Source organism: Bradyrhizobium sp. 149 (assembly GCF_023073915.1).
GTDB lineage: Bacteria > Pseudomonadota > Alphaproteobacteria > Rhizobiales > Xanthobacteraceae > Bradyrhizobium.
In genome coordinates, this window is record NZ_JADPKK010000020.1 from 24,538 (window position 1) to 50,971 (window position 26,434).

General features: G+C 63.8%; 24 protein-coding genes, 1 tRNA gene and 2 pseudogenes. 11 read left to right on the forward strand and 16 right to left on the reverse strand.

Annotated elements, in window-relative coordinates; genetic code table 11:
- Nucleotides 1-202 precede the first annotated feature (202 nt).
- Complete coding sequence (locus IVA88_RS15125) at nt 203-1,582, forward strand: LLM class flavin-dependent oxidoreductase (protein WP_247498043.1); 1,380 nt, start codon at nt 203-205, stop codon at nt 1,580-1,582.
- A 117-nt stretch (nt 1,583-1,699) separates the two neighbouring features.
- Here IVA88_RS15125 and IVA88_RS15130 read toward each other — a convergent pair whose 3' ends face one another.
- From IVA88_RS15130 to IVA88_RS15145, 4 genes are all read right to left on the reverse strand, one after another.
- Nucleotides 1,700-3,361, reverse strand: a complete 1,662-nt coding sequence (locus tag IVA88_RS15130) for a thiamine pyrophosphate-binding protein (RefSeq protein ID WP_247498044.1) — start codon at nt 3,359-3,361, stop codon at nt 1,700-1,702.
- A 108-nt stretch (nt 3,362-3,469) separates the two neighbouring features.
- Nucleotides 3,470-3,973 carry a GFA family protein gene (locus IVA88_RS15135; RefSeq protein WP_247498045.1) on the reverse strand — a complete coding sequence of 168 codons (504 nt, stop codon included), beginning with the start codon at nt 3,971-3,973 and terminating at the stop codon, nt 3,470-3,472.
- Between the two features lie 932 nt (nt 3,974-4,905).
- On the reverse strand, nt 4,906-6,033 hold the full coding sequence (locus IVA88_RS15140) for an alkene reductase (RefSeq protein ID WP_247498046.1): 1,128 nt from the start codon (nt 6,031-6,033) through the stop codon (nt 4,906-4,908).
- 118 nt (nt 6,034-6,151) lie between these two features.
- Nucleotides 6,152-7,648 (reverse strand): aldehyde dehydrogenase family protein, encoded by a 1,497-nt coding sequence (locus tag IVA88_RS15145; protein WP_247498047.1) that lies wholly within the window; start codon nt 7,646-7,648, stop codon nt 6,152-6,154.
- Nucleotides 7,649-7,841: 193 nt separating this feature from the next.
- On the opposite strand from IVA88_RS15145, the pseudogene IVA88_RS15150 reads away from it, so the two are divergent.
- A pseudogene (locus IVA88_RS15150) lies at nt 7,842-8,686 on the forward strand (SDR family NAD(P)-dependent oxidoreductase).
- 57 nt (nt 8,687-8,743) lie between these two features.
- Here the strand turns inward: IVA88_RS15150 and IVA88_RS15155 are convergent.
- From IVA88_RS15155 to IVA88_RS15180, 6 genes are all read right to left on the reverse strand, one after another.
- Entirely contained in the window at nt 8,744-8,950 is a 207-nt protein-coding gene (locus IVA88_RS15155) for a hypothetical protein (protein WP_247498048.1), read from the reverse strand.
- A 72-nt stretch (nt 8,951-9,022) separates the two neighbouring features.
- Complete coding sequence (locus IVA88_RS15160) at nt 9,023-9,436, reverse strand: Rieske (2Fe-2S) protein (protein WP_247498049.1); 414 nt, start codon at nt 9,434-9,436, stop codon at nt 9,023-9,025.
- Nucleotides 9,437-9,452: 16 nt separating this feature from the next.
- Nucleotides 9,453-10,565: an amidohydrolase family protein gene (locus IVA88_RS15165; RefSeq protein ID WP_247498050.1), complete on the reverse strand. Its 1,113-nt coding sequence runs from the start codon at nt 10,563-10,565 to the stop codon at nt 9,453-9,455.
- Nucleotides 10,566-10,579: 14 nt separating this feature from the next.
- The gene (locus IVA88_RS15170; RefSeq protein ID WP_247498051.1) at nt 10,580-11,644 is read right to left on the reverse strand and encodes an amidohydrolase family protein; all 1,065 of its coding nucleotides are present in this window, start codon (nt 11,642-11,644) and stop codon (nt 10,580-10,582) included.
- 252 nt (nt 11,645-11,896) lie between these two features.
- On the reverse strand, nt 11,897-12,172 hold the full coding sequence (locus IVA88_RS15175; protein WP_027565500.1) for a YiaA/YiaB family inner membrane protein: 276 nt from the start codon (nt 12,170-12,172) through the stop codon (nt 11,897-11,899).
- A gap of 40 nt (nt 12,173-12,212) precedes the next feature.
- Nucleotides 12,213-12,908, reverse strand: a complete 696-nt coding sequence (locus IVA88_RS15180) for a PspA/IM30 family protein (protein ID WP_247498052.1) — start codon at nt 12,906-12,908, stop codon at nt 12,213-12,215.
- A 103-nt stretch (nt 12,909-13,011) separates the two neighbouring features.
- On the opposite strand from IVA88_RS15180, the gene IVA88_RS15185 reads away from it, so the two are divergent.
- The 3 genes from IVA88_RS15185 to IVA88_RS15195 all read left to right on the forward strand — a co-directional run bounded on the left by IVA88_RS15185 (nt 13,012) and on the right by IVA88_RS15195 (nt 16,904).
- Nucleotides 13,012-13,620: a TetR-like C-terminal domain-containing protein gene (locus IVA88_RS15185; protein WP_247498053.1), complete on the forward strand. Its 609-nt coding sequence runs from the start codon at nt 13,012-13,014 to the stop codon at nt 13,618-13,620.
- 114 nt (nt 13,621-13,734) lie between these two features.
- Complete coding sequence (gene hydA / locus IVA88_RS15190) at nt 13,735-15,189, forward strand: dihydropyrimidinase (RefSeq protein WP_247498054.1); 1,455 nt, start codon at nt 13,735-13,737, stop codon at nt 15,187-15,189.
- A 95-nt stretch (nt 15,190-15,284) separates the two neighbouring features.
- Complete coding sequence (locus tag IVA88_RS15195) at nt 15,285-16,904, forward strand: ABC transporter substrate-binding protein (protein WP_247498055.1); 1,620 nt, start codon at nt 15,285-15,287, stop codon at nt 16,902-16,904.
- Between the two features lie 95 nt (nt 16,905-16,999).
- Here the strand turns inward: IVA88_RS15195 and IVA88_RS15200 are convergent, their stop codons facing one another.
- Nucleotides 17,000-17,140, reverse strand: a complete 141-nt coding sequence (locus tag IVA88_RS15200) for a hypothetical protein (protein WP_247498056.1) — start codon at nt 17,138-17,140, stop codon at nt 17,000-17,002.
- A 79-nt stretch (nt 17,141-17,219) separates the two neighbouring features.
- Here IVA88_RS15200 and IVA88_RS15205 point away from each other — a divergent pair, with 79 nt between their 5' ends.
- From IVA88_RS15205 to IVA88_RS15225, 5 genes are all read left to right on the forward strand, one after another.
- On the forward strand, nt 17,220-17,789 hold the full coding sequence (locus tag IVA88_RS15205) for an alpha-ketoglutarate-dependent dioxygenase AlkB (RefSeq protein ID WP_247498057.1): 570 nt from the start codon (nt 17,220-17,222) through the stop codon (nt 17,787-17,789).
- A gap of 222 nt (nt 17,790-18,011) precedes the next feature.
- The gene (locus IVA88_RS15210) at nt 18,012-18,506 is read left to right on the forward strand and encodes a hypothetical protein (RefSeq protein ID WP_247498058.1); all 495 of its coding nucleotides are present in this window, start codon (nt 18,012-18,014) and stop codon (nt 18,504-18,506) included.
- Between the two features lie 138 nt (nt 18,507-18,644).
- On the forward strand, nt 18,645-19,574 hold the full coding sequence (locus tag IVA88_RS15215; protein WP_247498059.1) for a carboxylesterase family protein: 930 nt from the start codon (nt 18,645-18,647) through the stop codon (nt 19,572-19,574).
- A gap of 364 nt (nt 19,575-19,938) precedes the next feature.
- Nucleotides 19,939-20,943 carry a TRAP transporter substrate-binding protein DctP gene (gene dctP, locus IVA88_RS15220; RefSeq protein ID WP_247498060.1) on the forward strand — a complete coding sequence of 335 codons (1,005 nt, stop codon included), beginning with the start codon at nt 19,939-19,941 and terminating at the stop codon, nt 20,941-20,943.
- Between the two features lie 6 nt (nt 20,944-20,949).
- Nucleotides 20,950-22,941 (forward strand): bifunctional diguanylate cyclase/phosphodiesterase, encoded by a 1,992-nt coding sequence (locus IVA88_RS15225; protein ID WP_247498061.1) that lies wholly within the window; start codon nt 20,950-20,952, stop codon nt 22,939-22,941.
- A gap of 29 nt (nt 22,942-22,970) precedes the next feature.
- Here the strand turns inward: IVA88_RS15225 and IVA88_RS15230 are convergent, their stop codons facing one another.
- On the reverse strand, nt 22,971-23,177 hold the full coding sequence (locus IVA88_RS15230) for a response regulator (protein WP_247498062.1): 207 nt from the start codon (nt 23,175-23,177) through the stop codon (nt 22,971-22,973).
- A 371-nt stretch (nt 23,178-23,548) separates the two neighbouring features.
- On the opposite strand from IVA88_RS15230, the gene IVA88_RS15235 reads away from it, so the two are divergent.
- Nucleotides 23,549-24,640, forward strand: a complete 1,092-nt coding sequence (locus IVA88_RS15235) for an enolase C-terminal domain-like protein (protein ID WP_247498063.1) — start codon at nt 23,549-23,551, stop codon at nt 24,638-24,640.
- Between the two features lie 74 nt (nt 24,641-24,714).
- On the opposite strand, the pseudogene IVA88_RS15240 reads toward IVA88_RS15235, so the two are convergent.
- The 4 genes and pseudogenes from IVA88_RS15240 to IVA88_RS15255 all read right to left on the reverse strand — a co-directional run bounded on the left by IVA88_RS15240 (nt 24,715) and on the right by IVA88_RS15255 (nt 26,222).
- Nucleotides 24,715-24,956 (reverse strand): annotated as a pseudogene (locus IVA88_RS15240) (hypothetical protein).
- A 14-nt stretch (nt 24,957-24,970) separates the two neighbouring features.
- Nucleotides 24,971-25,468 carry an L-2-amino-thiazoline-4-carboxylic acid hydrolase gene (locus IVA88_RS15245; protein ID WP_247498064.1) on the reverse strand — a complete coding sequence of 166 codons (498 nt, stop codon included), beginning with the start codon at nt 25,466-25,468 and terminating at the stop codon, nt 24,971-24,973.
- A gap of 245 nt (nt 25,469-25,713) precedes the next feature.
- Nucleotides 25,714-25,788: transfer RNA gene (locus IVA88_RS15250), tRNA-Val, on the reverse strand.
- 74 nt (nt 25,789-25,862) lie between these two features.
- A complete protein-coding gene (locus IVA88_RS15255) occupies nt 25,863-26,222 on the reverse strand; it encodes a response regulator (RefSeq protein ID WP_007597092.1) in 360 nt (119 codons plus the stop codon).
- Nucleotides 26,223-26,434: the final 212 nt, after the last annotated feature.

Genomic DNA, 26,434 nt, shown 5'->3' on the forward strand with positions numbered 1-26,434 from the left:
CGAGACGGGCAGGCCTCCGAAAGTGGCGGGGACATCGATAGTCTTGGGATTTCGTTCTTGCTCTCTTGAGATTGGCTTGCCAAGTGCGACAGCGCCGCTGATTTTGGCCTTGCCAAGGTCGCGATATATGCAAGAACTTCGCCAAATTGGGCGCACATTTATCATTCGAAGAGCGCCGGGTACAGGGCGCCAGGGGACCAGCATGGCCAAGCAGATCAGGCTCAACGCATTTGCGATGAATTGCGTCGCGCACCAATCACCGGGCCTGTGGACCCATCCGCGCGACCGCACGGCCGACTATAACCGCCTGCCCTACTGGATCGATCTTGCCAAGACGCTGGAGCGCGGCCGTTTCGACGGGCTGTTCCTGGCCGACGTGCTCGGCGTCTACGACGTCTACGGCAACAGTCCTGACGCAGCCTTGCGCAATGCAGCCCAGTCGCCCTCGAACGATCCGCTGCTGCTGCTGTCGGCAATGGCGGCGGTGACGAAGAATCTCGGCTTCGGCGTTACCAGCAATCTCTCGTTCGAGCCGCCCTATCCGTTCGCGCGGCGGATGTCGACGCTCGATCATCTCACCGAGGGACGGATCGGCTGGAACGTCGTCACCGGCTATCTCGACAGCGCTGCGCGCGGCGCCGGCAAGGACAAGCAGGTCGGGCACGACGACCGCTACGAGATCGCGGACGAATATATGGAGGTCGTCTACAAGCTCTGGGAGGGGAGCTGGGAAGATGACGCCGTGCTGCGCGACCGCAAGCGCGGCATCTTCACCGATCCTTCAAAAGTTCATCGCGTCAACCACGAGGGCGCGAATTACCGCATCAACAACACCATCCACCTGAGCGAGCCGTCGCCGCAGCGGACGCCCGTGCTGTACCAGGCCGGCACCTCGCCGCGCGGACGGCAGTTCGCGGCACAGCACGCCGAATGCGTGTTCATGTCGGGGCCGTCGGCCAAGGTGATCGCGCCGCGCGTGTCAGCGATCCGTCGGGAGGCCGCCGCGTTCGGCCGCAATCCGGCGGAAATCCTGATGTTCTCGATGATGACGATCATCCTCGGGCGGACGGAGGCCGAGGCGAACGAAAAATATGCCGACTATCGCCGCCACATCAGCGCCGAAGGCGCGCTGGCGCTGATGTCGGGATGGACCGGCATCGACTTCTCCGGCTACGAGCTCGACCAGCAGGTGCGTCATGTCCAGAACGATGCCGGCCGCAGCGCACTCGATAACGTCACCCGCGCCGACCCCGACCGCGTCTGGACCGTGCGCGACGTCATCGAGCATGTCGGCGTCGGCGGTGCCGGTCCCGTCGTGGTCGGCACGCCGGAGATAGTCGCGGACAAGATCGAGGCGTGGTTCGAGGCGACCGATGTCGACGGCCTCAACGTCGCCTTCGCGATCTCACCCGGCGATTTCGAGGACATCGCCGACATGCTGGTGCCGGAGCTGACGCGGCGTGGGCGATACAAGGCGGAGTACGCGCAGGGCACGCTGCGGGAAAAGCTGTTCGGTGACGGGCGTGCGCGGCTAGGTGCGCCGCATCCGGCAGCCGGGTTCAGGGTGGGGAGGAAGGGGTAAGCCCGCCGCCTTGTTCTCGTCATTGCGAGCGCAGCGAAGCAATCCAGAATCCCTCCGCGAAAAACAGCCTGGATTGCTTCGTCACTTCGCTCCTCGCAATGACGGCGGTTGATGCGCCTACACCTTCCCGTCCACCATCACCTCGATCAGCTTCGTCCCCGGACGGTTGAACGCCGACGGCAGTGTCGTCTTCAGCTCGCGGGGATCGCTGACCTTGATCGCCTCGCAGCCCAGCGCCTTCGCGATCCCTGCGAAATCCACGGGCGGATCGACAAAATCCATGCCGACGTAATTGTCGTCGCCATGGAAGGCGAGCAGACGCTGCTTGATGATGCGGTAACCGCCGTTATTGGCGATGACCACGTTGAGCGGCAGCTTGTGATGCGCCGCCGTCCACAGCGACTGGATCGAGTACATCGCGCTGCCGTCGCCGGAGAAGCAGATCACGGGGCGATCGGGATTGGCGATGCTGGCGCCCACGGAGGCCGGCAGGCCCCAGCCAATGCCGCCGGAGGCAAGGCCGTGATAGCCGAAGCGGTCGCGGTGCGCACGCAACGCCGTGATCTGGCGGCTGGAGGTGAGGCCTTCGTCGACCAGGATCGCATTTTCGGGCATGGCCTGGACCATTTGCAGCACTAGCCAGTCCGGATCGATGGGGCTGCGGTCTGCGGCCTTGCCGATCTGCTCGACCAGTGCGGTGCGCCGCGCGGTCCAGTTCTTCGGCGCGAATTCGGCAAGACGTTGCTGCGCACGTTGCGCCAGGGCAGCGCCACCCATCTCCTTCAACACCGGGATCAGCGCGCGCAGCGTTTCTTTCAAGTCCGCCTTCAGCGCGATCTCGGCACCATAGTTCTTGGCGATCTCCCAATCGACCAGGCCGATCTGCACGATGCCGAGACCATCGGGCAGCGCGTCGATCTCGCTATAGACCGACATCCGCAGGGGATCGCCGCCGAGCGCGATCAGCAGATCGTGGGGTGCCAGCGTATCGCGTGCCACCTTCTGCACGCGCGCCAGCGTGCCGACGAAGCTCGGGCTCTCCGACAGGAAGTGCGAGCCGTAGGGCGTCGAGGATTGGTAGGCAGCCGCGCCCAGTAGCTCGGCGAGCTCGGCGGCTTCCGTAAGTGCGTCGCTCTTGACGACCTCGTCCATGGTAACGATCACTGGGCGCTCGGCCTTCAGCAGACGCGCGGCAAAGGCCTTCAGCGCCTCATCGGACGGTTTCGTGCGGGCGTCGATGCGGGTGGAACGGCCGAGATCGATCCCGGCTTCGCTGTTGAGGATGTCGCCGGGCAACGAAATGAACACCGGCCCGGTCGGCGGCGTGGTCGCGACTTTTGCGGCGCGGCGCACGATGCGCGGCAGATCCTCGAGCCGCGTTACCTCGACCGCCCATTTCACCAGCGGCTCGGCCATGCGCACCAGCGGGCCATAGAGCACCGGCTCCATCAGGCCGTGGCCCTGCTCCTGCTGGCCCGCGGTGAGGATCATCGGCGTGCCCGTGAACTGGGCGTTGTACAGCGAGCCCATCGCGTTGCCGAGGCCGGGCGCGACATGGACGTTGCAGGCGACAAGCTTTCCGGAGGCGCGGCTATAGCCATCCGCGATCGCCACCACCAGGCTCTCCTGCATCGCCATCACATAGGTGAGGTCGGGGTGATCCTTCAACGCATGCATGATCGGCAACTCGGTGGTGCCGGGATTGCCGAACAGGTGCGTGATGCCCTCGTCCTTGAGCAGCGCGAGAAAGGCGGAGCGGCCGGTGATCTTGTTCTTCATATTTCCTCCAGGCCTCGCAGGCGTTGCCGCGAGGTGAGCCGCATGATGGCCGAAATCGGAGGAGGCGCGCAAGGAAGCGCGGTCATGGCTGCGTTGCGCGGGCGCGCTTCACATCTCCTCTCGCCCCAGCTCGAACGGGTCCTCGCCACCGGCACGCTTCTTCTTTTTCGAGCGCTGCCAGACCACACCGGGAAAGCCTTTCAGCGGCACCAGCGGCTCGCCGGTATAGGCCCATTCCTGCAGCTCTTCGATCGCGATGTGATAGAGTGGCTGGCGGCCGGTGCGTTCCTTGAACAGCGCGCGGGGAATGTTGACCATGTGCGGCCCGCGCGGGCGCTCGTACGTGATCGGCGTGCCGCAATGCGCGCAGAAGCTGCGCGCGGTCTTCGTTGCCTTGTCCTCGTAGCGGGTCAGCGCCGTCTTGCCTGCGGTGATGCGAAACCGCTTCTTCCAGCTCCCGACGTAGGTCGCATAGGCAGCACCGTGGGCGCGGCGGCTGGCGGCGGAGTGATCGTGCCAGGCCCAGCGTGCCGGGACGTCGATCTCGAAGGTGACCTTGCCGCACAGGCATTGGCCGGTGGCAATTCCTGCGGCGGCTGCGGCTTTGGCCATGGGACTCTCTCCCTCGTCATTGCGAGCGCAGCGAAGCCATCCAGACCGTCCCTGCGGAAATATCCTGGATTGCGTCACGGCGCTCGCAATGACGAGATTGGGGCAACTGCATCGCTGTTTCAATGGGCCGTCCAGATCGCAGACACGCCTTCGCGTTCTCGCGGCGGGTTTCGCCCGAGCTTTACGGTTTGGTTCGCGCTCTCTGAAGCCAAGGGCGCAGGGAAGGCCGGGCGCGGGCGGCACCCGTTGGTCCGTGCGCCACAAGAGTGCACACGGGGTGGACCGATGGGTGGCCGATCGCCCGGCCTTCCCTGCGCGGATGGTTTTAACGGTGTCCTTCGTGCTCTCCTCGGGGAGCGATGCACTATTGCCCCCGTCGCCCCGCCGATGACTGATGCGCGTGCCCGGTCGGGCCGCCACATCACCGCGACGCTTGACGCACAGACCCCGGGCGTCAGGACCACACGACTTCTCCGTCCGCGGACAGTCCCACCCCAATCGTCAAGGGCTTGCGTGTGCTCACCCCTGATGACCGACAGGCCCGCTCTCCAGCGCCGTGTCGTACCGCGTCGCGTGAGGACTCACGGTTGCCCGCCCTGTCGTCACGCCGCCCGCGCCGACGCTGCCGCGTCCACCGCCACCCGGCCCGCAGTCGTGACGATCGCGAACGCCCCTTTGGCAGGGCCAGGATGAGCGCTGTATGCCACAAATCCGAAATTCGGAAAAGTGAAATATTTTTGCGCGGAGGGCTTGACCGGGTGTTTTGCCCGACGCCTTGCGGGTGTCGGCCGCGCACGGCGAGCGGGCTTGGGGCAAGCCCGGGACCACATCGTCATTGCGAGCGCAGCGAAGCAACCCAGACTGTCTCTGCGGAAAAAGATTCTGGGTTGCTTCGCTTCGCTCGCAATGACGGAAATGGGCGACGGAAAAGCTTAGGCCGGCGTCAGCTCGTCATACATCGGATAGTCCGTATACCCCCTCTCCTCGCCGCCGTAGAACGTCGCACGGTTATACGGCGTGAGAGGGTAATCGTGCTGCAGGCGGCGGGGTAGATCGGGGTTGGAGATGAAGATGCGGCCGAAGGCGATGATGTCGGCGTGCCCCTCCGCGATCGCGGCGTTCGCCGTCTCGCCCGCAAACCCGCCCGCGGTCATCAGCACGCCGCTGTAGAGCGGGCGGAACAGCAGCATTGCCGACGGCACGTTCTGCCAATTGACTTCGGCGCGCCCCGAGCCGCTGGAGCGCGGCTCGATGAAATGCAGATAGGCAAGACCGAACTTGTCGAGCGCCTTCACCACATGCGTGTAGAGCGGCATCGGATCGGGCTCGCCGGAATCGTTGGCGATGCCGTGGGGCGACAGCCGCACGCCGACCCGGCCCGCGCCCCAGACGTCGATCGCGGCCTGCGTCACTTCGAGCAGAAGCCGCGCGCGCTTCTCGATCGAACCGCCATATCGATCGGTGCGCTGGTTGCTGCGTGATTGCAGGAATTGCTCGAGCAGATAGCCGTTGGCGCCGTGGATCTCGACGCCGTCGAAGCCGGCAGCCAGCGCGTTCTTCGCGCCCTGCCTGAAGGCCTCGACGATGCCCTTGACCTCTTCGGTCTCCAGCGCGCGCGGCGTCTCATAGTCGGAGATATTGCCGTCGGCGGTCATTGCCTTGATGCCTTCGGCCCTGATCGGGATCGCCGAGGCGGAGACCGGCAGCTCACCGCCGTGGAAGGAGGAATGCGAGACGCGACCGACATGCCAGAGCTGGAGAAAGATGATCCCGCCCCTGGCATGCACGGCATCGACCACCTTGCGCCAGCCCGCGATCTGCGTCTCCGAATAGATGCCGGGCGTCGCCGGATTGCCGCGGCCGTGCGAGAGCACGGGCGAGGCCTCGGCGATGATCAGGCCGCCTTCGGTGGCGCGCTGACCGTAATATTCGGCGTTGAGCGGCCGCGGCGAAAAGCTCTCGCGCTCGGCCCGCATGCGCGTCAACGGCGCCATCGCGACGCGATGCGCGAGCTTGTACGGACCGACCTGCAACGGTTGAAACAGCGCCTCGAATTTCATGGGGGCCCCGAATGGCTAAGGAAGGATGCGTATCATATAGCGAGGGGCGGCTACCGAAAAAGGCGCCACCCCTGCAAAAGCAGATATTCCCTGCCGCGGAACGCGGGCAAGAGCAGTGCTAGGCCGTCTTGATCCACACCGCCTTCACGTTGAGATATTCCTCGACGTGCTGCTTGCCGGATTCGCGGCCGTAGCCACTCATCTTGTAGCCGCCGAAGGGCACGGCCGGGTCCATCGCCTGGTAGCAATTCACCCACACCGAACCGGCACGCAGACTCTTTGCAACCGCATGCGCCTTGCTGACGTCGCGCGTCCACAGGCCCGAGCCCAGACCGAACGTGGTGGCGTTGGCGCGCTTGACCAGTTCGTCCATGTCCTTGAACGCGATCGCCGAAATGACCGGACCAAAGATCTCCTCCTGCGCGATGCGCATGTCGTCCTGGACGCCCGCGAACACCGTCGGCGAGACGAAGAAGCCCTTTGACAGCGCGCCTTCCGTGACGCGGCCACCGCCGGCGAGCGCCTTGGCGCCTTCCTTCTGGCCGATGTCGAGATAGCTGGTGACGCGCTCGAGCTGCTGCTCGGACACCAGCGGTCCGATCTGGGTGTTGGGATCGAGACCATTGCCGACCTGCAGCTTCTTGCCGAACTCGGCGACGCGGCCGACGAATTCCTCGTAGATCGACTGCTCGACGAACAGCCGCGTGCCGGCGCTGCAGATCTGCCCCGAATTGGCGAACACCGCCATCGCGGCGCCCGGCACGGCAGCATCGAGATCGGCATCCGCGAACACGATGTCCGGCGACTTGCCGCCGAGCTCGAGCGAGACACGCTTGAGGTTGCCGGCCGAGGCACGGATGATCGACTGGCCCGTGACATGCGAGCCGGTGAAGGCAACCTTGTCGACGTCGTGGTGCGAGGCAAGCGCGGCGCCCGCGGTCTCGCCATAGCCGGGCACCACGTTAATGACGCCGGGCGGCACGCCCGCTTCCAGCGCGAGCTCGGCGATGCGCAGCGAGGTCAGCGGCGCTTCTTCGGCCGGCTTGAGCACCACGGTGCAACCCGTCGCGATCGCCGGACCGATCTTCCAGATCGTCGCAGTCAGCGGACCATTCCAGGGAATGATGGCGCCGACGACGCCGATCGGTTCCTTCAGCGTGTAGGAGAAGATCTCGCCGGGCAGCGAGTTCTCGATCGTCTCGCCGTGGATCGCGGTGGTCTGGCCGGCATAATAGCGCAGCATGCCGACGGCGCGTAGGCGATAGGCGCGGGTGCGGCTGAGCGGCGCGCCCATGTCGAGCGTGTCGAGCTGCGACAATTCGTCGAAATTCTTCTCGACGAGGTCGGCGAGCTTGAGCAGCAGGTTCTGCCGCTCGAACGGCTTGACCTTGCTCCACGGCCCTTCGAAGGCGCGGCGGGCGGCAGCGACTGCGCGGTCGATGTCTTCCTTGTCCCCCTCGGCAACGGTTGCGAGCAGCTCGCCGATCGCGGGGTTGTGGGTCTCGAAGCGCTTGCCGGAGGCAGCATCGACCCACTTCCCGTCGATCAGCATCTGCTTGTAGGACCCGTTCGCGAACGGATGGCGCGTGATCGGAATAGCCTGCGACACAGCCATGGCTGCACTCCCTGTCAAATGGATGATTGGTTCGATCTGCGCGGATCGTCAGGTCGATAGAATACTGCGATGCCGGAGAGGCGTAAAGGAGAGGCGTAAAGTCGGCGCGGAACGAAGACCTCCCATGCCGACTTGTGCAGGGTCGCGCGAGTGCCATGTTATAGCTCGACTGCACCCCTCCCGGAGACGATCCATGCAGCACCCCACCATCGTTAAAGACAATGTTGCCGTGATCACCGGCGGCGCGTCCGGCATCGGATTTGCCGCCGCCGCGGCCTTCGCGCGCGCCGGCATGAAGGTGTGCATCGCCGACGTGGATCAGGCGCGGCTGGCGGAAGCCGCAGCAAGGCTCTCATCCGTCACGTCCGCCACACATGTGATGAGCTTCGCGGTTGATGTCAGCAAGGTCGAGAGCGTAGCGGAACTGGAGCGCGCCGTGCGCGAGCGCTTCGGCGGCACCGACATCCTCATGAACAATGCGGGTATCCAGCCGGGCAGCACGCTGTTCGGCGAACCCGACAATTGGCAGCGCATCATCGCTGTCAACATGTGGGGCATCATCAACGGCTCGCGCATCTTCGCGCCCAGCATGATCGCGCGCGGCAGGGCCGGCCTCATCATCAACACCGGCTCGAAGCAGGGCATCACCACCCCGCCGGCGACCCCGCTTACAACGTCTCCAAGGCCGGCGTGAAGGCATTCACGGAAGCGCTCCAGCACGAACTGCGCAACACCAGGGATTGCCGCATCACCGCGCATCTGCTGATTCCCGGCTTCGTCTTTACGGGCCTTACCGCGAAGGGCCGCACGGAGAAACCAGCGGGCGCCTGGACGGCTGAGCAGACCGTGGATTTCATGCTGGCGCGGCTGGAGGCCGGCGATTTCTACATCCTGTGCCCGGACAACGACGTCCCGCGCGCACTCGACGAGAAGCGCATGCTGTGGGCTGCCGGTGACATCGTGGAGAACCGACCGCCGCTGTCACGCTGGCATCCGGACCATGCGGATGCATTCGCGAAGTTTGTGAAGGGGAAGTAGGCTTGCGCCTCGCTCTCACTTCCTCGCCTCATCCTTACGGGGAGAGGTGAAGGCGGCCTACAGCGTTTCTTGCTGATGCCCGCAATTTTTGCAGGCGAACTTGACGCGGCTCTGTCCCTTTGGCGCCTGCACCCGGTTCGGGGCGCCGCATTTGCCGCAGACAGCCTCGATGCGGGTTTCGCCCTGCTTGACGACGATCGTCTTCTTTTCCATGGATTCGCGGATCAGGCGCTCGGCCTCCTCACGCAGGGATTGTTTCGACAAAGCTCGTCTCCGCCTCTGAAAGCGCGAGAGCCATATCGCACTTGTGTCGGAATCACAATTGGCAATGCCGGTTCAGACCTCGACGATCACATAGCTGTCCTCGACGTGCACGGGAAACGTCTCGGCGACATACGGGCCTTTCTGGAGTTCCTCGCCGCGCTCCACCGCGACGGGATATGACCTTATCTTGATGCGCTTCGGGTCGAACCAGGACTGGCCGTTGCGCATGTCGAACTCCCAGCCGTGCCAGGGGCAGCGCAGCATCTCGCCGACGCGCGAGCGCTGATAGATGCCGGGCTCGGGAGAGGTCAGCCGCGCCACACAGGCCGCTTTCTCCAGCGGCGCACCCTCGTGCGGGCAACGGTTCAGCAACGCGAAGAACTCGCCGTTGACGTGGAACACGACGATGTCGCGGCCGGCGACATCGACGACCTTGTTGCCGCCGGGTGGGATCTCCGAGGTGGACGCGACGATGTGACGGGCCATACCGTTCAGACCCCTCTCAGAACTTGTAGACCGCGCGTGCATTGGTGCTGAAGATCTTTTTGCGCTCGGCTTCGGTCAGCGGTGTCTTGAAGGCGAAGCGCGGATCGTCGAAATCCCAGTGCGGATAATCCGACGAGAACAAGAGACGATCGATGCCGACCCATTCGATCAGCGAGCGCAGGTGCCGGGCTTCGTCAGGCTCGTCGATCGGTTGCGTCGTGAACCAGAAATGCTCGCGCACATATTCCGACGGCTTGCGCTTGAGATGCGGCACCTCGCTGCGGAAGCGCTCAAAATGCTGGTCCATCCGCCACACCGCGGACGGGATCCAGCCGAAGCCGCCCTCGATGAAGACGAACTTCAATTTTGGAAAGCGCTCCGGCACGCCCTCGATGACGAGGCTGGCAAGCTGCGCCGCAATGGTGTGCGCGTTAGACTGGTGCTCCTCGACATAATAGGACGGCCAGCCGCCACCGGTCGGCGCATGCCCGCCATAGCCGCCGACGTGGATGCCGAGCGGCAGACCTAGTTCTTGGGCACGCTCGTAGATCGGCCAATAGCGGCGGCGGCCGAGCGGCTCGTTGGCACGCGGCGAGACGTTGATCTGAATGTATTCGCCGATTTTCGCGCAGCGTTCGATCTCGGCGATGGCGAGATCAACGCCATCCTGGCCGACCAGGATCGAGGCCTTCAGGCGCGGGTCGCGATGCGACCAGAATGCCAGTTGCCAGTCGTTGATGGCACGCTGGATCGCGGCGCCGAATTCCAGGTTCTGCTGCGAGAAGATGAAGAGATCGAGCACCTGCAAGATCCCGAACTCGACATCGAGCGGATCGAGGTGCTGCTTCTGCATGAAGGCGAGATCCGAGCCGGGCGGCCCACCCGTCGGCGGCCAGGCATCGCGGCGCGCGATCAACGGCGAGGAGCGCGGATAGGGCGTGGTGAAAAGGTAGGGTGTGCGCAAATGGCTGCCGTATTCCTTCAGATGCTGTTGCCAGCGTTTTGGCAGAAATTCCTTGAGATCGTCGGACGAATGCAGGCTCGGATGGACGTCGCAATCGACGATGCGCAGCCGGGTCGCGGCGGGCTTTTCGTCTTCTCGCAGCGGGCGGTCGATGACGTCACTCATGCGAAACCTCCGGATCAATTGGCGAGCGACAACCGCGGAAACGTCTCCAGCGGGTTGTCGACGCACATCTTCGAGATGATGCTGTTCGGTAGGTTCGGCGGGATCGGATCGTCGCCGTCGAACTGCCAATGCGGATAGTCGGACGCGAACAGGAACATCTTGTCAGAGCCGATCTGGTCGATGATCTCCTCGGCGCTTCTGGCGTCACCCGGCGCATCGAACGGCTGCATGGTGACGCGAAAATTGTCGCGGATGATCGCAGCCGGCTCGCGCTCGACCCAGGGCACCTCGACGCGTACCCCGCGCCACGTCTTGTTGGCGCGCCACATGAAAGCCGGCAACCAGCTCACGCCTGACTCCATCAGCACGACCTTCAGGTCCGGAAACTTGCCGAACACACCCTCATAGATCAGGCTCAAGATCTGCGCCTGAAACGCCTGTGCCTCGACGAAGTAATATTCGTAGCGGTGCGACGGCCAGCCGGCCGAGCTCGGCGCCTGCCGGTATTGCGTGCCGGCATGGATCGCGAGCGGCAGCTTGTATTTCTCGGCGAGCCGATAGACCGGCCAGAAATGCCGCCGTCCCAGCAGCGTCTCGCCCTGCGCCAGCACGAGGATCGAGACGAAGCGGTTGTCGCCGGCGCGGCGCTCGATTTCCTCGACCGCCAGATCCGGGTCCTGCATCGGCACCACGATCGAGGCACGCAGGCGCGGATCGCGCGACAGCCATTCAGTAGCAATCCAGTCGTTGATAGCCTTGCAGAAATCGGCCGCCATGTAGGGGTCGAATACAGCCTGCGCCCCATACAGGACGTTGAGGATCGCGTGACTGGCACCGAGTTGCTCGAACGCGCCCTTCTGCGCCATGGCAAGGTCGGAGCCGGGCTTGGCGCCATTCGCCGGACGCCAGTCGGCGCGGCCGGTAAGCGGCATCCCCGGCGGATAGGAGGTGAGATCGAGCCCGTCGATGGCGCGACTCACCACCTGCTCTTTCCAGTGATCGCTAAGATAGGGCAGCAGCGTCGTGCGCGTGCCACCAACCGCCGGGTGGATGTCGCAGTCGATCCGCGTCACCGCCATGAGCTTCCTCGCCGAGATATTGTAAGCACATCTTATTATTGGCGGCGTTCTTTGTGCGCCGCCTGCGCAGAGTGCTCCGGCTGCCGCTGCTCCGCAAGGGCGCACGCCCGCGCGATCCGTCATGGCTCGGTTGCATTTCGCAGGCGCGATATGTTGCAGCGTTCCGGCAAATGAACAGAAGGAAGGGAACAGCGGATGATCCTGCATCCGCCGCTCCGCGTCATTCTCTGCTTTGTTCTCCTATGCGCTCACTCAGGCTGCCTTGGAGACTTCCATCAGCAGACGCTCCGCCTTGGCATCCTCGATGCGGTTCACCATCCGGCTGCTCTCGTGATTATCGCGGACCGTCTTGGTCAGGGTGATGCAGGTCTGGATCAGCATGACGATGCCCATGGTGAGATAACCCTTCATCCAGAGGTCGATCGGCAGGAAGAAGATGCCGATGGCGATGAGGAAGGCGGAGGCTGCGAAGGACGCGTAAGTGAAGGTCACCCAGGCGCCGCTGTGGGGCTGGCCATTCTGGTTCATGATGGTCTCCTGTTGGTTCGAATGATGATGGGGTTTGGAATCAGGCAGTCGGCATACGCTTGGACTTCAACCGCGCCAGCACGTCGTCCGCGGTGGTCTTGAGCCGGGGCCCGAAACCCTGCTCGGCGAGTTTCTCGGCGGTGGCGAGCGGACCGGTGGCCGCGTCGAGCTCGACCAGCGCATCGTCAGCGGCCTGGGCTTCCATCTGCCGCTCACGAAGACGCCTCAAGGTGCTCTCCGCCTCCGGCAGCGTGGATTCGTAAGGGCGTGCTGCCTCGATGCCGCTGCGGCGAAGCGAGCGCACCGCTTCCGAGGCGCGGGCGACGCGGCGGCCGCGGTCGAGCTCGGTGATGCGGGCCTGCGCGCTTGCGACATGCCGCTTGAGCCGGGCGATCTCGCTTGCGAATAGTGCGCGTGCCGTCAGCGCCGCATCACGATCAGCCTCCAGGCCTGCGATGGCTTCGGCGGCATCCTTAGCGAGATCATCGCGGCCGCCGTCGAGCGCCGCAACCGCGCGAGTCTCGAGATCGGCGATGCGGGCGACGGTCGCCTCGAGCTTCCGACCTTCCTGCAGGTCCTGCGCGATCGCCAGGGCCAGCGTCCGCTTGCCGCGCTCGAGGGCAGCTGCCGCATCGCGCATCTGTTGATCGAGGATCAGAAGGGCCGTCCGGTCTTCCAGTTCTTCGCCCGCGGCCGCCACGCTGCCGCGGAAAAGTGTCACTACGGTCTTGAACATTGCTGACTCCCTGTTATGAGCGTCGCTCACAGATGGTTTGTAGCAGGAACCTTGAACATCGTTCAAGGAAAATTTGAGCAACGCTCAAAATTTTTGGTTGGTAATGTCCAAGGCCTTGGAACGTCGAGAGAAACTGCGGATCGACCTGATCCTTGCGGCGGAGCGGATGGTCGCCAGCCGCGGATTGGCCGGCCTGAAAACCCGCGATCTCGCCCGCGAGATCGGCTGCGCCAATGGCGCGGTCTACAATCTCGTCACTGATCTGGATGAGCTGATCCTGCGCGTCGGCTCGCGCACTTTGCATCGGCTCGACGAGGCGCTGAGCGCAGCGCAAAGCGCGGGCGACCTGTCGCCGCAGGAGACGCTGGTCCGCATCGCCATCGCCTATTGCGATTTCGCCGCGGAAAATCTCGAACTGTGGCGCGCGCTGTTCGAGCACCGCATGGAAGCTGACAAGACTCTGCCCGAGTGGTCCATCGAGGACCAGATGCAATTGTTTCGCCACATCTACCAGCCGCTGGCCGCGCTGTTTCCAAAACGCAGTCGGGAAGAGCTCGGCATCACCGCGCGCAGCCTGTTCTCGGCGGTGCATGGCATGGTGGCGCTGGGACTGGAGCAGAAGCTGGTCGCCGTGCCGCTGCCGGCGCTACGGAAGGAAATCACGGTCCTGGTGCGCGCGATGATTGACGGGCTGATCGCGCGGGCGGTGTAAAGCCCGAGAGAGCACCGCTAAACTGTCGGCGGCGTCTGACTAAAATTTCGCCTGTCGCATCGCATGCAGCGCGCTTAGCTTCGCGAGGTCCACTTCTCTCTTTCGGAGCCTCCCATGCCCCTCCTCATCCGCGGCGGCACCGTCGTCAATCATGATCATTCACGCCGCGCGGACGTGCTGATCGACGGCGAGACGGTCGTCGCGGTCGGAGCATCGCTCGATGCGCCCACCGGCAGCGAGATCATCGACGCCGGCGGCGCTTACGTCATCCCGGGCGGCATCGACCCGCACACCCATCTCGAAATGCCGTTCATGGGCACCGTCACCGCCGACGATTTCGAATCGGGAACCAAGGCCGCGCTGGCCGGCGGCACCACCATGGTGGTGGATTTCTGCCTGCCCGATCCCGGCCAGTCGATGCTCGCGGCCTACCAGGAGTGGCGGCACAAATCCGAGAAGGCGGCCTCCGACTACGGCTTCCACATGGCGGTAACGTCGTGGTCGAAGCAGATCCATGACGAGATGGAGACCGTGGTCAAAACCTACGGCATCAACACCTTCAAGCACTTCATGGCCTACAAGGGCGCGCTGATGGTGAACGACGACGAGCTCTACAACTCGTTCGCCCGCTGCGCCCATCTCGGCGCCATGCCGGTGGTGCATGCGGAGAACGGCGACGTCGTCGCCCTGATGCAGGAGGCGCTGATCGCGCGCGGCATCACCGGGCCCGAGGGACACGCTTACTCACGGCCGCCGGACGTCGAGGGCGAAGCCACCAACCGCGCCATCATGATCGCCGACATGACCGGGACACCGGTCTACATCGTGCACACGAGCTGCCGCGAAGCACATGAGGCGATCGCGCGCGCACGTGCGGCGGGAAAGCGTGTCTATGGCGAGCCGCTGATCCAGCACTTGCTGCTCGACGCCGGTGAATACCAGAACAAGGACTGGGATCATTCCGCGCAACGCGTGATGTCGCCGCCGTTCCGTGACAGGTCGCATCAGGATAGTCTTTGGGCCGGCCTGCAATCCGGCTCGCTCCAGGTGGTCGCGACCGACCACTGCGCCTTCACCACCGAGCAGAAGCGGTTCGGGCGCGGCGATTTCAGAAAGATCCCGAACGGCACCGGCGGCCTCGAAGATCGCCTTGCGCTGCTATGGACCGCCGGCGTCGCTACGGGGCGGCTGACGAAGGAGGAATTCGTCGCCGTGACCTCTGCGAACATCGCCCGCATCCTCAACATCTATCCGCGCAAGGGCGCGGTCGCCGTCGGCTCGGATGCAGATGTCGTGGTGTGGGATCCCAAGGCGAGCAAGACCATCAGCGCGAAGCGGCAGATGAGCCGGATCGATTACAACGTGTTCGAAGGCTTTTCCTGCACCGGCGGACCGGCGGCGACGCTGTCGCGCGGCCGCGTCGTCTGGAGGGACGGCGATCTGCGCGCCGAGGCCGGCGACGGCCATTATGTCGAGCGCCCGGCGTACTCGCCGGTGCATGTCGCCAACTCCACCTGGAAAGAGCTGACCGCCCCGCGCGCCGTGAGCCGCGGCGCGGTGACGCCTTAGGACTGAGAGCCGCGCAGAATGCGACGCCGTGAAGCGCGGCCGATGGCATGCGCCTTGCCTCTTAATGGTGCAAATCTCTCAAGAGTGAGGCACCCATGAGCGCATCATCCTTCGAAATGAGCCGCCGCAGCGTGCTCGGCGGCCTCGGTCTCGCCGGAATGACGGCCGTTGCGCCGCGCTTCGCCTCTGCGCAGGGGCGCAGCGAGACCCTGCTGATGGTGCAGGAGCTGGGCCCGAACTCGCTCGACATGCACGGCGTCGGCTCCAACCAGACCGTGAACGGGCTGTCCTGGAATTGCTACGACCGCCTGCTGAGCTACGCCTCCAAGACGCTCCCCGACGGAACGCTATCCTATGATCGCGAGAAGCTCACCCCTGAACTCGCCGAGAGTTTTGAGGTCGCCGCCGACGGCATGTCCTGCACTTTCAAGCTGCGCAAGGACGCAAAATTTCACGACGGCACACCCGTCACCGCAAAGGACGTCAAATGGTCATTCGACCGCGCCGTGAAGGTCGGCGGCTTTCCGACCTTCCAGATGTCGGCGGGATCGCTGGAAAAGCCCGAGCAGTTCGTCGTGGTCGACGACCACACCTTCCGCATCGACTATGTGCGCAAGGACAAGATGCTGCTGTTCAACGTCGCGGTGGTCGTCCCCTTCATCATCAACTCCGAGCTTGCGAAGAAGAACGCGACGCCGGAAGACCCGTGGGCGCTGACTTGGCTCAGGAACAACGAGGCCGGCGGCGGCGCCTACAAAATCGAGAGCTGGAAACCCGGCAGCGAGACCGTGCTGGCGCGCTTCGATGACTGGAAGAGCGGACCGCTGCCGAAGGTCAGGCGCGTCATTGCACGCGACGTTCCCTCCGCCGGCACCCGCCGCGCCATGCTGGAGCGGGGCGATGCGGATATCTCCAGCGGCTTTGCGCCGCGTGATTTCGAGCAGATCATTCGGGAGGGCAAGGTCAAGGTCTCAGGCGTGCCGATCCCGAACGCGCTCTGGTACGTCGCGCTGAACACGGCAAAGCCGCCGTTCGATAACATGAAGCTGCGCCAGGCCGTCGCCTGGGCGATGCCCTATGAGCAGATCCAGAACAGCGCGTTCTTCGGACGCGCCGTGCCCATGTATGGCGGCGCCGCTGAGGTCTCGAAGCCAGTGTGGCCGCAGCCCTTTCCCTACGTCACCGATCTCGACAAAGCCAAGGCATTGATGAAGGAGGCGGGCTTCGAGTCCGGCCTCGATACGACCTTGTCGCTCGACACCGGCACTGCGACGGTCGGCGAGCCGACCGCGATCCTGATCCAGGAGAGCCTCGCCAAGGTCGGTATCAAGGCGTCGATCGAAAAGATCCCGGGCGCGAACTGGCGCACGACGCTGAACAAGAAGGAGCTCCCGCTCGCGCTCAACCGCTTCAGCGGCTGGCTCGACTATCCCGAATATTACTTCTACTGGAATTTCCACGGCAACAATTCGATTTTCAACATCTCCTCCTACCAGAACAAGGAGATGGACGCCCTGATCGACAAGGCGCGGTTCACTGCGGATCCAGCTGAATACGGAAAGGCGGTGAAGGATTTCATCGCGCTCTGCATGCGCGACGTCCCCGTCGTCCCGCTCAACCAACCCATCCACGATGTCGCCATGCAGAAGGCTATCACCGGCTACGAGTTCTGGTTTCATCGCGAGCCTGACTACCGTCAGTTCGCGAAGGGCTGACCACGATCACGCGCGGTGGTGGCGAGCCATGGCGGCCCGATCAGGCTGACGCCGACCCATCAGGGCGCGGCATTCGAGCTCCAGTTTCCAGTAGGCTAGATCGCGAACACCCAGGCGGCGACGATGGTGCCGATGGTGACAAGACCGGCGATGGTCCAGCCGGCGGCGTATTCCAGCTCAGGATGACCGGTCGCCCGCATGATCTCTGCCCGATCGGCGGTATGCTTATGTGCCATGACAGCCTCGCACGTTTCTCTCCGCGTCATATGTAAGTCGCATCAGCCGCCATTAGGTTCCATCACGGAAGTGCGAGGAATGACGCAGCTTGGTTTGTTCGCTGGACCGCAAGCAGGGCCCGCTGGCCTTCGCTACATCGATGATTTCGTCGAAGCCGCCGCCGAGGGGGACCTGATCGGCCGCATCGCAGCATTGCCGCTCCAGCGCTTCCAGTTCGGGGCCTTCGAAGGCAACCGCCGGGTGGCGTCCTTTGGCTATCGCTATGACTACTCGCTGCAGCGGCTGGCCGAGGCCGAGCCGATCCCGGACTGGGTGCTGCCCCTCGCGCATCGGGTCGAAGCTTGGGCGGGCCTGGTCGGCGGCAGCGTGCGGCAGGTGCTCTGCACCGAATACGACGCCGGTGTCGGCATCGGCTGGCATCGCGACAAGCCGCACTTCGACAAAATTCTCGGCCTGTCGCTTGGCTCGTCGTGCAAATTCCGCTTCCGCCGCCGTAGCGGCGATAAATGGGAGCGCCACACGCTCGAAGCCCAGCCGCGCTCGCTTTACATGATGGGCGGCGAGGCGCGCTCGCAATGGGAGCACAGCATTCCGCCGGTCGAGGCGCGCCGCTATTCCATCACCTTCCGGACGATGAAGCAGGCCTGACGGGCCGGCCAAAACAAAAAAGCGCGAAAACAACCCCATGCACAGTAGAAAGCCGTTGCCGGCTCGAGGCTGGCTCACCCGCGCAACAGCTTGACTCACCGGGACAAATGGCCACGCGGGCAACAGCCGCGCGGTTTGCGAACTTGCCTTCCAATTCCCGTTGCGTGCTAGATTGGTTCCATGCATCCCGGACGCCGAGGTTGCAGGTCCAGGGAGGCAAGGATGAAAGCCGGCCGATCGATTCTCACCTGCGCTCTCCTCCTCGCCAGCGTCCATCATGTCGCCGCCGCTTCCGGCGCGACGCCCGCAAAAGTTTCGGGCTCGACGGCGCTGGCGCTCGCGGGGGTGATCGCGCCGCTGTCGCCGGTCCTGTCCGGCGCCGAGAAGAAGGCAATGGCGATGCTGTTTGCCGCCAACAGCGACATTCCCTACAAGAAGCCGATCGTGGTGACCGCCGACAGAATCGTCTGCCGCACCGGCAATGTCGACATCACCGTGCGGAACTGCGAGGTCACGTTCGGTAAGAAGACCAGGACGGTGAACGGCTCCACGGCGAACGAGGTCTTTGCCACCGAAGCACTGGCCGGCATTCCGTCCGACGGCGCCGCGGGTTCAATTTTCGAGAGCCTGACCAACCTGAGCTGCACGATCGACCCCAATGCCATCCGCCGGAAGGACGGCAGCGGAGCGGATTGCACATTCCAGCCGGGGAATTGAGGCACGCGCGGAGGAAGAGCCGGGACAGAATCACGGCTGCCGTGAAATCGCCTCAGACCAACCAACTAATAGTAAGGCGAATTGAAAAGACAGGCCAAACGCGCGAGGCCATATCGGGCACGCAGGGCCGACACCGACATGAAGAATTTCCTCGCATTTTGTCTCGTTCTGGGCGTAACGGCAGCCTCCGCCCACGGTCCATTGCCGATGTTGCCGGCGCCGCCGTCCGATCTTGTCCGGGTCGGCCTCACCGACAATGACACCACCGCGGGCGGCACCGCGCGGCTGTGCGAGCAGGTCACCTTCTCGCGCGGCCTGCGTTATGGCGAGAGCGAAGCCAATGTGCTCGATGTCGCCACCAGCACGACCAAGGCGGGTACGCCGCGGCCGGTGCTGCTGTTCGTGGCCGGCGACACCTTCACCGGCGACCGCGCCGCGCCGGAGCTGTCGCGCCAGATCCAGGACCAGGCGATGTGCTTTGCCGCGCGTAACGACATGATCGGCGTGCGCGTCAACTACCGGCTGGCGCCCTCGGCGACCTGGCCGGCCGGCGCAACCGACGTGGCGGCGGCGCTGTCCTGGGTCCACGGCAATATCGACCTGTTCAACGGCGATGCCCGCGAGATCGTCGCGGTCGGCTACGGCGCCGGCGCTTTCCATGTCGCCACGCTGCTGGCCCATCCCGAGCTCCAGACCGACGGCGCCGATGTCGCGGCGGTCGTGCTGGTGTCCGGGATCTACCGCGCGGGCAAGGACGCCAGTGACAGCGAAAAGGCCTATCTCGGCAGCGACGCCAAGCAATACAACAACCGCTCGGTCTTCCCCGGCATCCTCAATGTCGACGTCCCGATCGTGCTGGCCTGGGCCGCGGACGATTCCGCTGGCATCACGGCACAAGGCGAGACCCTGAAGAAGACGCTTTGCGGCGCCGGCCATTGTCCGCGCGCCACGCTGCTGCGCAGCCGCGACAGCATCGCGAGCGCCTTCGGCCTCGACGGGTCCGGCGACAGCCTCGCCGAGCCGACGCTGCTGCTGGTGCATCAGCTCGAGGCGCGCGGACTGCCGTAACGGCGTGTAGCGGGCAGAGCGCCGATAACGTCCACCTCTTGCTGGGCTGCTGCCTCCCCGGCCTTCCCGCAAGGGCAGGGTAATCGCATATGAAGAAGAACCCGGTCGGCGGTTTCGTTGTGGCCCATCCTTCGAGACGTCCGATTTGGGCGTGAGTGACCCAAGCCGCATTGCCGTCTCTCAGACAATTGTCTCGCTGGCGTTAGCACGCCTCAAACCACGATGCGCCGATTTGGTCGCCGCCCGCACCGCCTTGTGCTATTTAGGAGAGTTATCTTAAGCATTTCTATCTATAGGTTAGAGACCAGGGAAATCGGCGTCTGGCACAATTGTGTGACGCGCTGCCGCCACGATCGGAAAATCGATGCTGAAGTTGCTGGCACGATGCGCCGTGATCGCTCTTGTGTTGACTTCGGCGTCCGCCGCCGAACCGGTCAAACTCAAATTGGCCTTCCCCAGCTCCGACCGCTCGACGAGTTATCTCGCCGCGGTCAAGCCATTCGTCGACGCCGTCAACGCCGAGGCAAGAGGACTGGTCGAAATCGAAACCTATTTCAGCGGCGCGCTTGGCAAGGATCCGGCCGAGCAGCCCCAGCTCGTACTCGATGGTACGGCCGACATTGCCTATGTCGTGACGGGACTGACGCGCAACCGCTTCGCAGACAATGCGATCATCGAAATGCCCGGCCTGTATGCGAACATGCGGGAGTCTGTCGCAGTGTTCACCCGGCTGATGGCCGCCAACGCGCTGCGAGGATTCGATGCCTACATCGTGATCGGCGCTTACGTCACCGAGCCCGAGACGATCCACAGCAATGTCCCGATCACGTCGCTGAATGATCTGAAGGACAAGAGACTTCGCGTCAACAATCCCGGCGAAGCCGCAGCGCTCGAAAAGCTCGGAGCCCGGCCCGTGTTTCTGCAGGTCACCAAGATCTCCGAAGCTATCGGCAACGGCAGCATCGATGGTGCCCTCGTGCCACCATCTCCATTGGTCGATTATGGCATCAAACGCGTTGCGACCTATCATTACCTTCTTGGCATCAGCGGCGCGCCGCTGATGGTTTTAATGAACCGGAAAACATTCGACCGGCTACCGAAATCGGCGCAGGCGATCATCCTCAAATACAGTGGTGCGTGGTCTGCCGGACGTTTCATGGATACCTACGAAGCTGTGGAAAGCAGCATTATGGGGGAGCTAACGTCCGATCCCAAGCGTCACGTGATCATACCCTCGCCGTCGGACCTGGAGACGGCCAATGCCGTGTTCGCGGCCATTGCCGATGATTGGGCTTCGAAAAGTGAGCACAATACCGAGCTGCTGAAAGCGGTCCGGGCCGAGCTCACAAAAATGCGATCGACCCGGTAGCCGCGGATGCCATCATCCGCCAGCATCTGGCCTCAGCGAAACATCGTCACCATCGTCGCTGCGCTTGCCATTCTGTTGCTGGGCGCCGGGATGACCCTGAAGATCACGACCGATCATCTTCTCCGTCAAGATGCGACATCGACCGCTCGCAGCTGGGCGCTGTTCCTTGCGGCCAGTGTCACCGATCTCGAGCAGATCGCCGGCGGCGAGCAGCCGTCCGCCGCCAGCATAGCGTTCTTCCTGTCGGCGCGAAATTCCGGTGAGGTCTTTCACTACGAGATATTCAACCGCAATGGTTATTCGCAGCTCGTGTCGAGCCGCGAAAAGATCGCGCTCGTCGATTTGTCCGAATACAGCGCCGATGCGGCGCGATCAGTCGCTGACGGCCGACCAATCGTCGATGTCAGGGAGGGTAATTCGGTCGACCGACCCGCATTTTTCGCGCGCGCCTATGTCCCGGTCCAGGCCGGCGGTCGTCACATTGCGGTCGTTGCGGCCTACGTGGATGAAACGGAGCAACGCAGGAATTTTCACAATACGTTCCTGACCGCGGCCGCATTCCTTTGCCTGCTGTCGGGTCTCGCCTTCTCCATTCCCGCAGTCGCGTGGTATCGCGAAACAAAGGTGAAACAGGCTGATCGACGCATCCGCTTCCTCGCCCACCATGACGCGTTGACCGGGCTGGCCAATCGCCCCCATCTGATCGAAAAACTGGAGGAAGCCCTCGCTCACTTGCCGATGCGGGGCGGCAGCCTTGCCGTGCACTTCATCGACGTCGATCGCTTCAAGGAGATCAACGACACGCTTGGTCATGACGGCGGCGACTTTCTGCTCAAGTCCCTCGCGGAGCGTCTGCGCGCTGCGGTCCGGATCGACGACGTGGTGGCCCGGCTCGGCGGCGACGAATTCGTCGTCGTGCAGAGCGGCATCGCCGGCAAAGCTCAGGCCGAGTCGTTTGCGCGCCATCTTGCCGCCGCCTCAAGTGCTTCGGTGACATTCAAGCAGCACGAGATCCTCGCAACCGTTAGCATCGGCGTGGCGCTGGCGATGGAGGAGGACATCACCCCGGACCGGTTGCTCAAGAGCGCCGACCTCGCGCTCTACGCGGCCAAGGCGGCCGGCCGCAACTGTATCCGGTTTTTCGTGCCAGAGATGGATACTGAGCTCCAAGCGCGCATTGGGCTCGAGAGGACGATTCGCGAGGCGGTATTGAATGATCGCTTCGAATTGCATTACCAGCCGCTCTTCGAAATATCTCAGCGCCGCCTTGCCGGCTTCGAAGCGCTGATCCGGATGCCCGCGGCGGACGGAACCCTGATTCCGCCATTGGCCTTCATCCCGGTCGCCGAGGACTTGCGGCTTATCGACAAAATCGGGGAATGGGTGTTGCGGGAGGCATGCCGCACCGCCGCGACCTGGCCGGAGCACCTGACCATTGCAGTGAACCTGTCACCCCAGCAGTTCGTGGCGGGCACCATCAGCGACATCGTTGCGGCCGCACTGAAAGAGGCGGGACTCGCGCCGCACCGGCTCGAATTGGAGATCACCGAAAGCCTGCTGCTCGGCAACACCGAAACGATCATGACGCAGCTCCTGACGCTCAAGGCGATGGGCGTGGCCATCGTGATGGATGACTTCGGGGCTGGCTATTCGAGCTTCAGCTATTTGTGGCGCTTTCCGTTCGACAAGATCAAGATCGATCGAAGCTTCATGCAAGGCCTCGATGGCTCGCATTGTCAGGTCGGGACAGTCGTGAAAGCGATCATCGCGCTCGGGCGGGAGTTGCGCATGCGAGTGACGGTCGAAGGCGTCGAAACCGCCAGCCAGGCAGCTTTTCTCGACGCAGCCGACGGTGATCAGGTCCAGGGCTTCTTCTTCGGCCGGCCGATCCCCGCCTCGGAGCTCGGCGCCAGCATCCTCGCGGACTTTGAGAAGGCAATGCCGCCCGCTTCACCCGTGGCCAAGCTGCACGTCGTGAACGCATGGGCTGAACCGTAGCAGCGGCCTGCGCCTCTAAAGCGCGCGTCCTACGCAGGCGCCCGCAATTCGCCCTGCAACCAAGCCAAAGCATCGGCTGATTTCATCGGGTCAACCAACTCGACCGCGATCTGATGGATGAAATCGCAAGCGGGACATTCGAAGGTCCGAATGTCAGAACCGGCGGGGCCGGGCGTGATGTGCGCCAGCACCGTCGTTGTCTGGCATTTGGGACAGGGTGGTCGCTGAATGGTCATGAGGCTCGCCTGTATCCGGCGGGAGCTCGATGCTCTCAGTCACCGATGGATGCCAATGGGGGCGGTGATGGGACCATCATGGATCTGCGAGGTCTGCTCCCGCTGGTCAATTTTAGCCACCAGCCAAATTAAAGTCGGCTATCCCAAACGTGGTCTTTCACAGATCGATCCATCTTTCACTAGACGATTGCCAAACCAAACCCGCCGAGTGCGAGCCCAAGTTCGCCAAGATGCTTGCGGTGCCACACGGAGGGCGCGGCGCGGCAGGCGCAACGCCAGTTTATGGCGGTCGTGGCAAGCGCCTTTTCGTTTCGTGACGAATGTTTAAGATCGGCATTAAGCTGCATTCACTCCGCCGGGAGATCCTCCATATGACCGAGACCATCCGTATCAAGCGCTTCAATGCGCGCCCCGTGATCGTGCCGATGAACCTGCCGCTTAAAACCTCGACCGGGGCTGTCGCAAAGGCGCCGCTGGTGCTGATCGACTGCGAGACCGATCAGGGCGCAACGGGGCACGCCTATCTGTTCTCGATCACGCCCTCGGCCTTGAAGCCACTCACGGCAATGGTCACGGAGATGTCGGAGATGCTAGCCGGCGACGAGCTGCTGCCGTTCGAGATCGAGCGCAAGCTGACCCAGCGCTTCACGCTGCTGGGGCTCGCCGGGCTGCAGCGGCTGGCGCAATCCGGCATCGACATGGCGGCATGGGATGCGCTCGCACGCGGCAGAGGCCTGCCGCTGGCGCGGCTGCTCGGCGGGGCGCCGAAACCGGTCAGGGCCTACAATTCGAAGGGGCTCGGCATCATGCCGGCGGGTGCCGCGGTGGAGGAAGCCCGCAAGCTGCTGGCCGAGGGCTTTCAGGCCGCAAAGATCCGCGTTGGCCGCCCCGATGCGCGGGAAGACCTCAAGGTGGTGCGCGCGGTGCGCAAGGCCGTCGGCGACGACGTGACGCTGATGTGCGACTACAACCAGGCGCTGACGGTGAGCGAGGCCATCCGCCGCGGCGAAATGCTCGACGACGAGGGCCTGACCTGGATCGAGGAGCCGATCCGCCACGATGACTACGACGGCTGCGCCCGGATCGCGGATGCGCTGCGTACCCCGGTCCAGATCGGCGAGAATTTCGACAGCGCGTTCGCGATGCAATCCGCGCTGTCGGCGGAAGCCTGCGACTACGTGATGGCCGACGTGCAGCGCATCGGCGGCGTCAGCGGGTGGCTGCGCGCCGCGGCGCTGGCGCATGCCGCCGGCATCGAGATGTCGACGCATCTGTTCTCGGAAGTCAGCGCGCATTTGCTTTGCGTGACGCCGACCGCGCATTGGCTCGAATATGTCGACTGGGCCGACGCGGTGCTGGCGACGCGGCTTGCGATCAAGGACGGCTTTGCGCTGCCGAGCGAGGAACCCGGCAACGGGATCGCGTGGAATGAGGACGCGGTGAGGAAGTACCTCGTGAATTGACGATGCCCACCGCCGCGGGCAGCTGCTTCATCATCGTCTTTGCGAGCGTCGCGATGGAGGATGTGGCCGCGAGGCTACCACGCCTCCGCGCCGGGGATATTCTTCCTCACAGCGCGGCGCTGGATCCAGATGCAGCGGCGGACCCGGGCGCTGGAGCGTCCGACAGCAATATCCCCTCACCGGCTTGAAGCAAGGGCGCCACGTTTTGGCGCAACGCACGGCAGCGCTGGAGCTCGGCCTGCCAGTCGATCATCGCGGCGTCTGCGCGCGACGCAATCAGCGCCAGTGCCGGCACGGCAAGACAGCTCGCTCGCATGGCCCCTTGTCCTTTCACCGTGATTCGGCCGGATCGCGCCGGTAGCGGAAATCGCAATGATCGGCCCCTTGCATGATGGTCTGCGTCCGCTCCAGCGTGACGTCGGGGCCGAAACCTTCCGCAGTCGCAAAATCGGCAGTGCAGACCAGGAGAAAGCCGAGCTCGGGCTCGCCGAGCGCCTTGTAGAACTCGGCATAGGCGCACCGCGTCACGTCGAACGCGAAGACGTCCTCGGTCTGCGCGATGACGTCATAGGCAAGCGCGTCGTCGCGGGCATAGGTCCTGAACGCCGACGATACGGCGTTGCCGAGATCGGTCTCGTGCTTGGCATTGTTCTTGGCATTGTTCTTGGCCTTCCAGAATTTCTCGCCGAAGCCGCGATAGAGATCGCCGAGTGCCTTGCGCACCAGCGCATTCGCACGCGCCTCGCCGAGCTCGGCCTGCAATGCCTTGACCAGAGGCACGAGCACCTGCGCCTGGATCTTCGCCTGTTCGATGACGGATATGCTCATGGGCAGCCCCGCGTCTGTGGTACGACCGTAGCATGCCGCTGTTGCGAGGTAAGATCGTGGCTTGCCGAGCCGTGGCTCGCGGCGGCAAAAAACCGCATGCGCCCGTTTGGCTTCGGCTTGGCATCCTTCTCTCGGCTATCGCGAGCGAAGGAGATGGCTTGCCCAGCCGCAGCTCGCGGATGCAGGCCCGCCTGCGCCCTTTGGGCTCCGGCGTGGCATCCTTCTCTCGCTTCGCGAGCGAAGGATGGTGGGCGCGACAGGGATCGAACCTGTGACCCCTACCATGTCAAGGTAGTGCTCTCCCGCTGAGCTACGCGCCCTAGATGTCGTCTAGATCGGGTCGGGACCCTATAACGGCTCAGGGGAGCCGGTGCAAGGACGGAAGGAGGCCGATTCAGGCTGCCAGCATCTTGTTCACTTCGCTGACCAATTCGCGCAGATGCACGGGCTTGGACAGCACCTTGGCGTTCTTGGGGGCGTCCGAATCCGAGTTCAGGGCGACGGCGGCGAAGCCGGTGATGAACATGATCTTGATGTCGGGATCGAGTTCCGAAGCCCGGCGGGCGAGCTCGATACCGTCCATCTCGGGCATCACGATGTCGGTGAGCAGCATCTCGAACGGCTCTTCCCGCAGCCGCTGATAGGCGGCCATGCCGTTGTCGTGGGATGAAACCTGAAAACCGGCGTTTTCCAGCGCCTTGACCAGGAAACGGCGCATGTCGTTGTCGTCTTCGGCGAGCAGGATCTTTGGCATGGCGGAAATGTCGAATCCCCAGAGGATATCAGCAAAGGCCACTAAGCCCGACGGAGGGTAAATTTGGGGTGAAAATCTTTACCCTGAGCCGGCTGTGCTTGCCGGCCCCTTGTGAACCTGAACGCAGTTCGAAGCAATCGAGCCGCACCTGCCGGTCCCCACCTCGCTGCCCGCAGGGTTAAGACATGTTCCAGCGCAGATCACATCTTTTC

Excerpts from the sequence above, each read along its gene's own strand:
- IVA88_RS15205 (WP_247498057.1), top strand. The coding sequence starts at position 17,220 with ATGACGCAGCTTGGTTTGTTCGCTGGACCGCAAGCAGGGCCCGCTGGC.
- IVA88_RS15180 (WP_247498052.1), bottom strand. The coding sequence starts at position 12,908 with ATGTTCAAGACCGTAGTGACACTTTTCCGCGGCAGCGTGGCGGCCGCG.
- IVA88_RS15135 (WP_247498045.1), bottom strand. The coding sequence starts at position 3,973 with ATGGCCAAAGCCGCAGCCGCCGCAGGAATTGCCACCGGCCAATGCCTG.
- IVA88_RS15145 (WP_247498047.1), bottom strand. The coding sequence starts at position 7,648 with ATGGCTGTGTCGCAGGCTATTCCGATCACGCGCCATCCGTTCGCGAAC.
- IVA88_RS15210 (WP_247498058.1), top strand. The coding sequence starts at position 18,012 with ATGAAAGCCGGCCGATCGATTCTCACCTGCGCTCTCCTCCTCGCCAGC.
- IVA88_RS15215 (WP_247498059.1), top strand. The coding sequence starts at position 18,645 with ATGAAGAATTTCCTCGCATTTTGTCTCGTTCTGGGCGTAACGGCAGCC.
- IVA88_RS15200 (WP_247498056.1), bottom strand. The coding sequence starts at position 17,140 with ATGGCACATAAGCATACCGCCGATCGGGCAGAGATCATGCGGGCGACC.
- IVA88_RS15130 (WP_247498044.1), bottom strand. The coding sequence starts at position 3,361 with ATGAAGAACAAGATCACCGGCCGCTCCGCCTTTCTCGCGCTGCTCAAG.
- IVA88_RS15185 (WP_247498053.1), top strand. The coding sequence starts at position 13,012 with ATGTCCAAGGCCTTGGAACGTCGAGAGAAACTGCGGATCGACCTGATC.
- IVA88_RS15170 (WP_247498051.1), bottom strand. The coding sequence starts at position 11,644 with ATGGCGGTGACGCGGATCGACTGCGACATCCACCCGGCGGTTGGTGGC.
- IVA88_RS15195 (WP_247498055.1), top strand. The coding sequence starts at position 15,285 with ATGAGCGCATCATCCTTCGAAATGAGCCGCCGCAGCGTGCTCGGCGGC.
- IVA88_RS15175 (WP_027565500.1), bottom strand. The coding sequence starts at position 12,172 with ATGAACCAGAATGGCCAGCCCCACAGCGGCGCCTGGGTGACCTTCACT.
- IVA88_RS15160 (WP_247498049.1), bottom strand. The coding sequence starts at position 9,436 with ATGGCCCGTCACATCGTCGCGTCCACCTCGGAGATCCCACCCGGCGGC.
- IVA88_RS15245 (WP_247498064.1), bottom strand. The coding sequence starts at position 25,468 with ATGAGCATATCCGTCATCGAACAGGCGAAGATCCAGGCGCAGGTGCTC.
- IVA88_RS15235 (WP_247498063.1), top strand. The coding sequence starts at position 23,549 with ATGACCGAGACCATCCGTATCAAGCGCTTCAATGCGCGCCCCGTGATC.
- IVA88_RS15125 (WP_247498043.1), top strand. The coding sequence starts at position 203 with ATGGCCAAGCAGATCAGGCTCAACGCATTTGCGATGAATTGCGTCGCG.
- IVA88_RS15255 (WP_007597092.1), bottom strand. The coding sequence starts at position 26,222 with ATGCCAAAGATCCTGCTCGCCGAAGACGACAACGACATGCGCCGTTTC.
- IVA88_RS15140 (WP_247498046.1), bottom strand. The coding sequence starts at position 6,033 with ATGAAATTCGAGGCGCTGTTTCAACCGTTGCAGGTCGGTCCGTACAAG.
- hydA (WP_247498054.1), top strand. The coding sequence starts at position 13,735 with ATGCCCCTCCTCATCCGCGGCGGCACCGTCGTCAATCATGATCATTCA.
- IVA88_RS15230 (WP_247498062.1), bottom strand. The coding sequence starts at position 23,177 with ATGACCATTCAGCGACCACCCTGTCCCAAATGCCAGACAACGACGGTG.
- dctP (WP_247498060.1), top strand. The coding sequence starts at position 19,939 with ATGCTGAAGTTGCTGGCACGATGCGCCGTGATCGCTCTTGTGTTGACT.
- IVA88_RS15225 (WP_247498061.1), top strand. The coding sequence starts at position 20,950 with ATGCCATCATCCGCCAGCATCTGGCCTCAGCGAAACATCGTCACCATC.
- IVA88_RS15165 (WP_247498050.1), bottom strand. The coding sequence starts at position 10,565 with ATGAGTGACGTCATCGACCGCCCGCTGCGAGAAGACGAAAAGCCCGCC.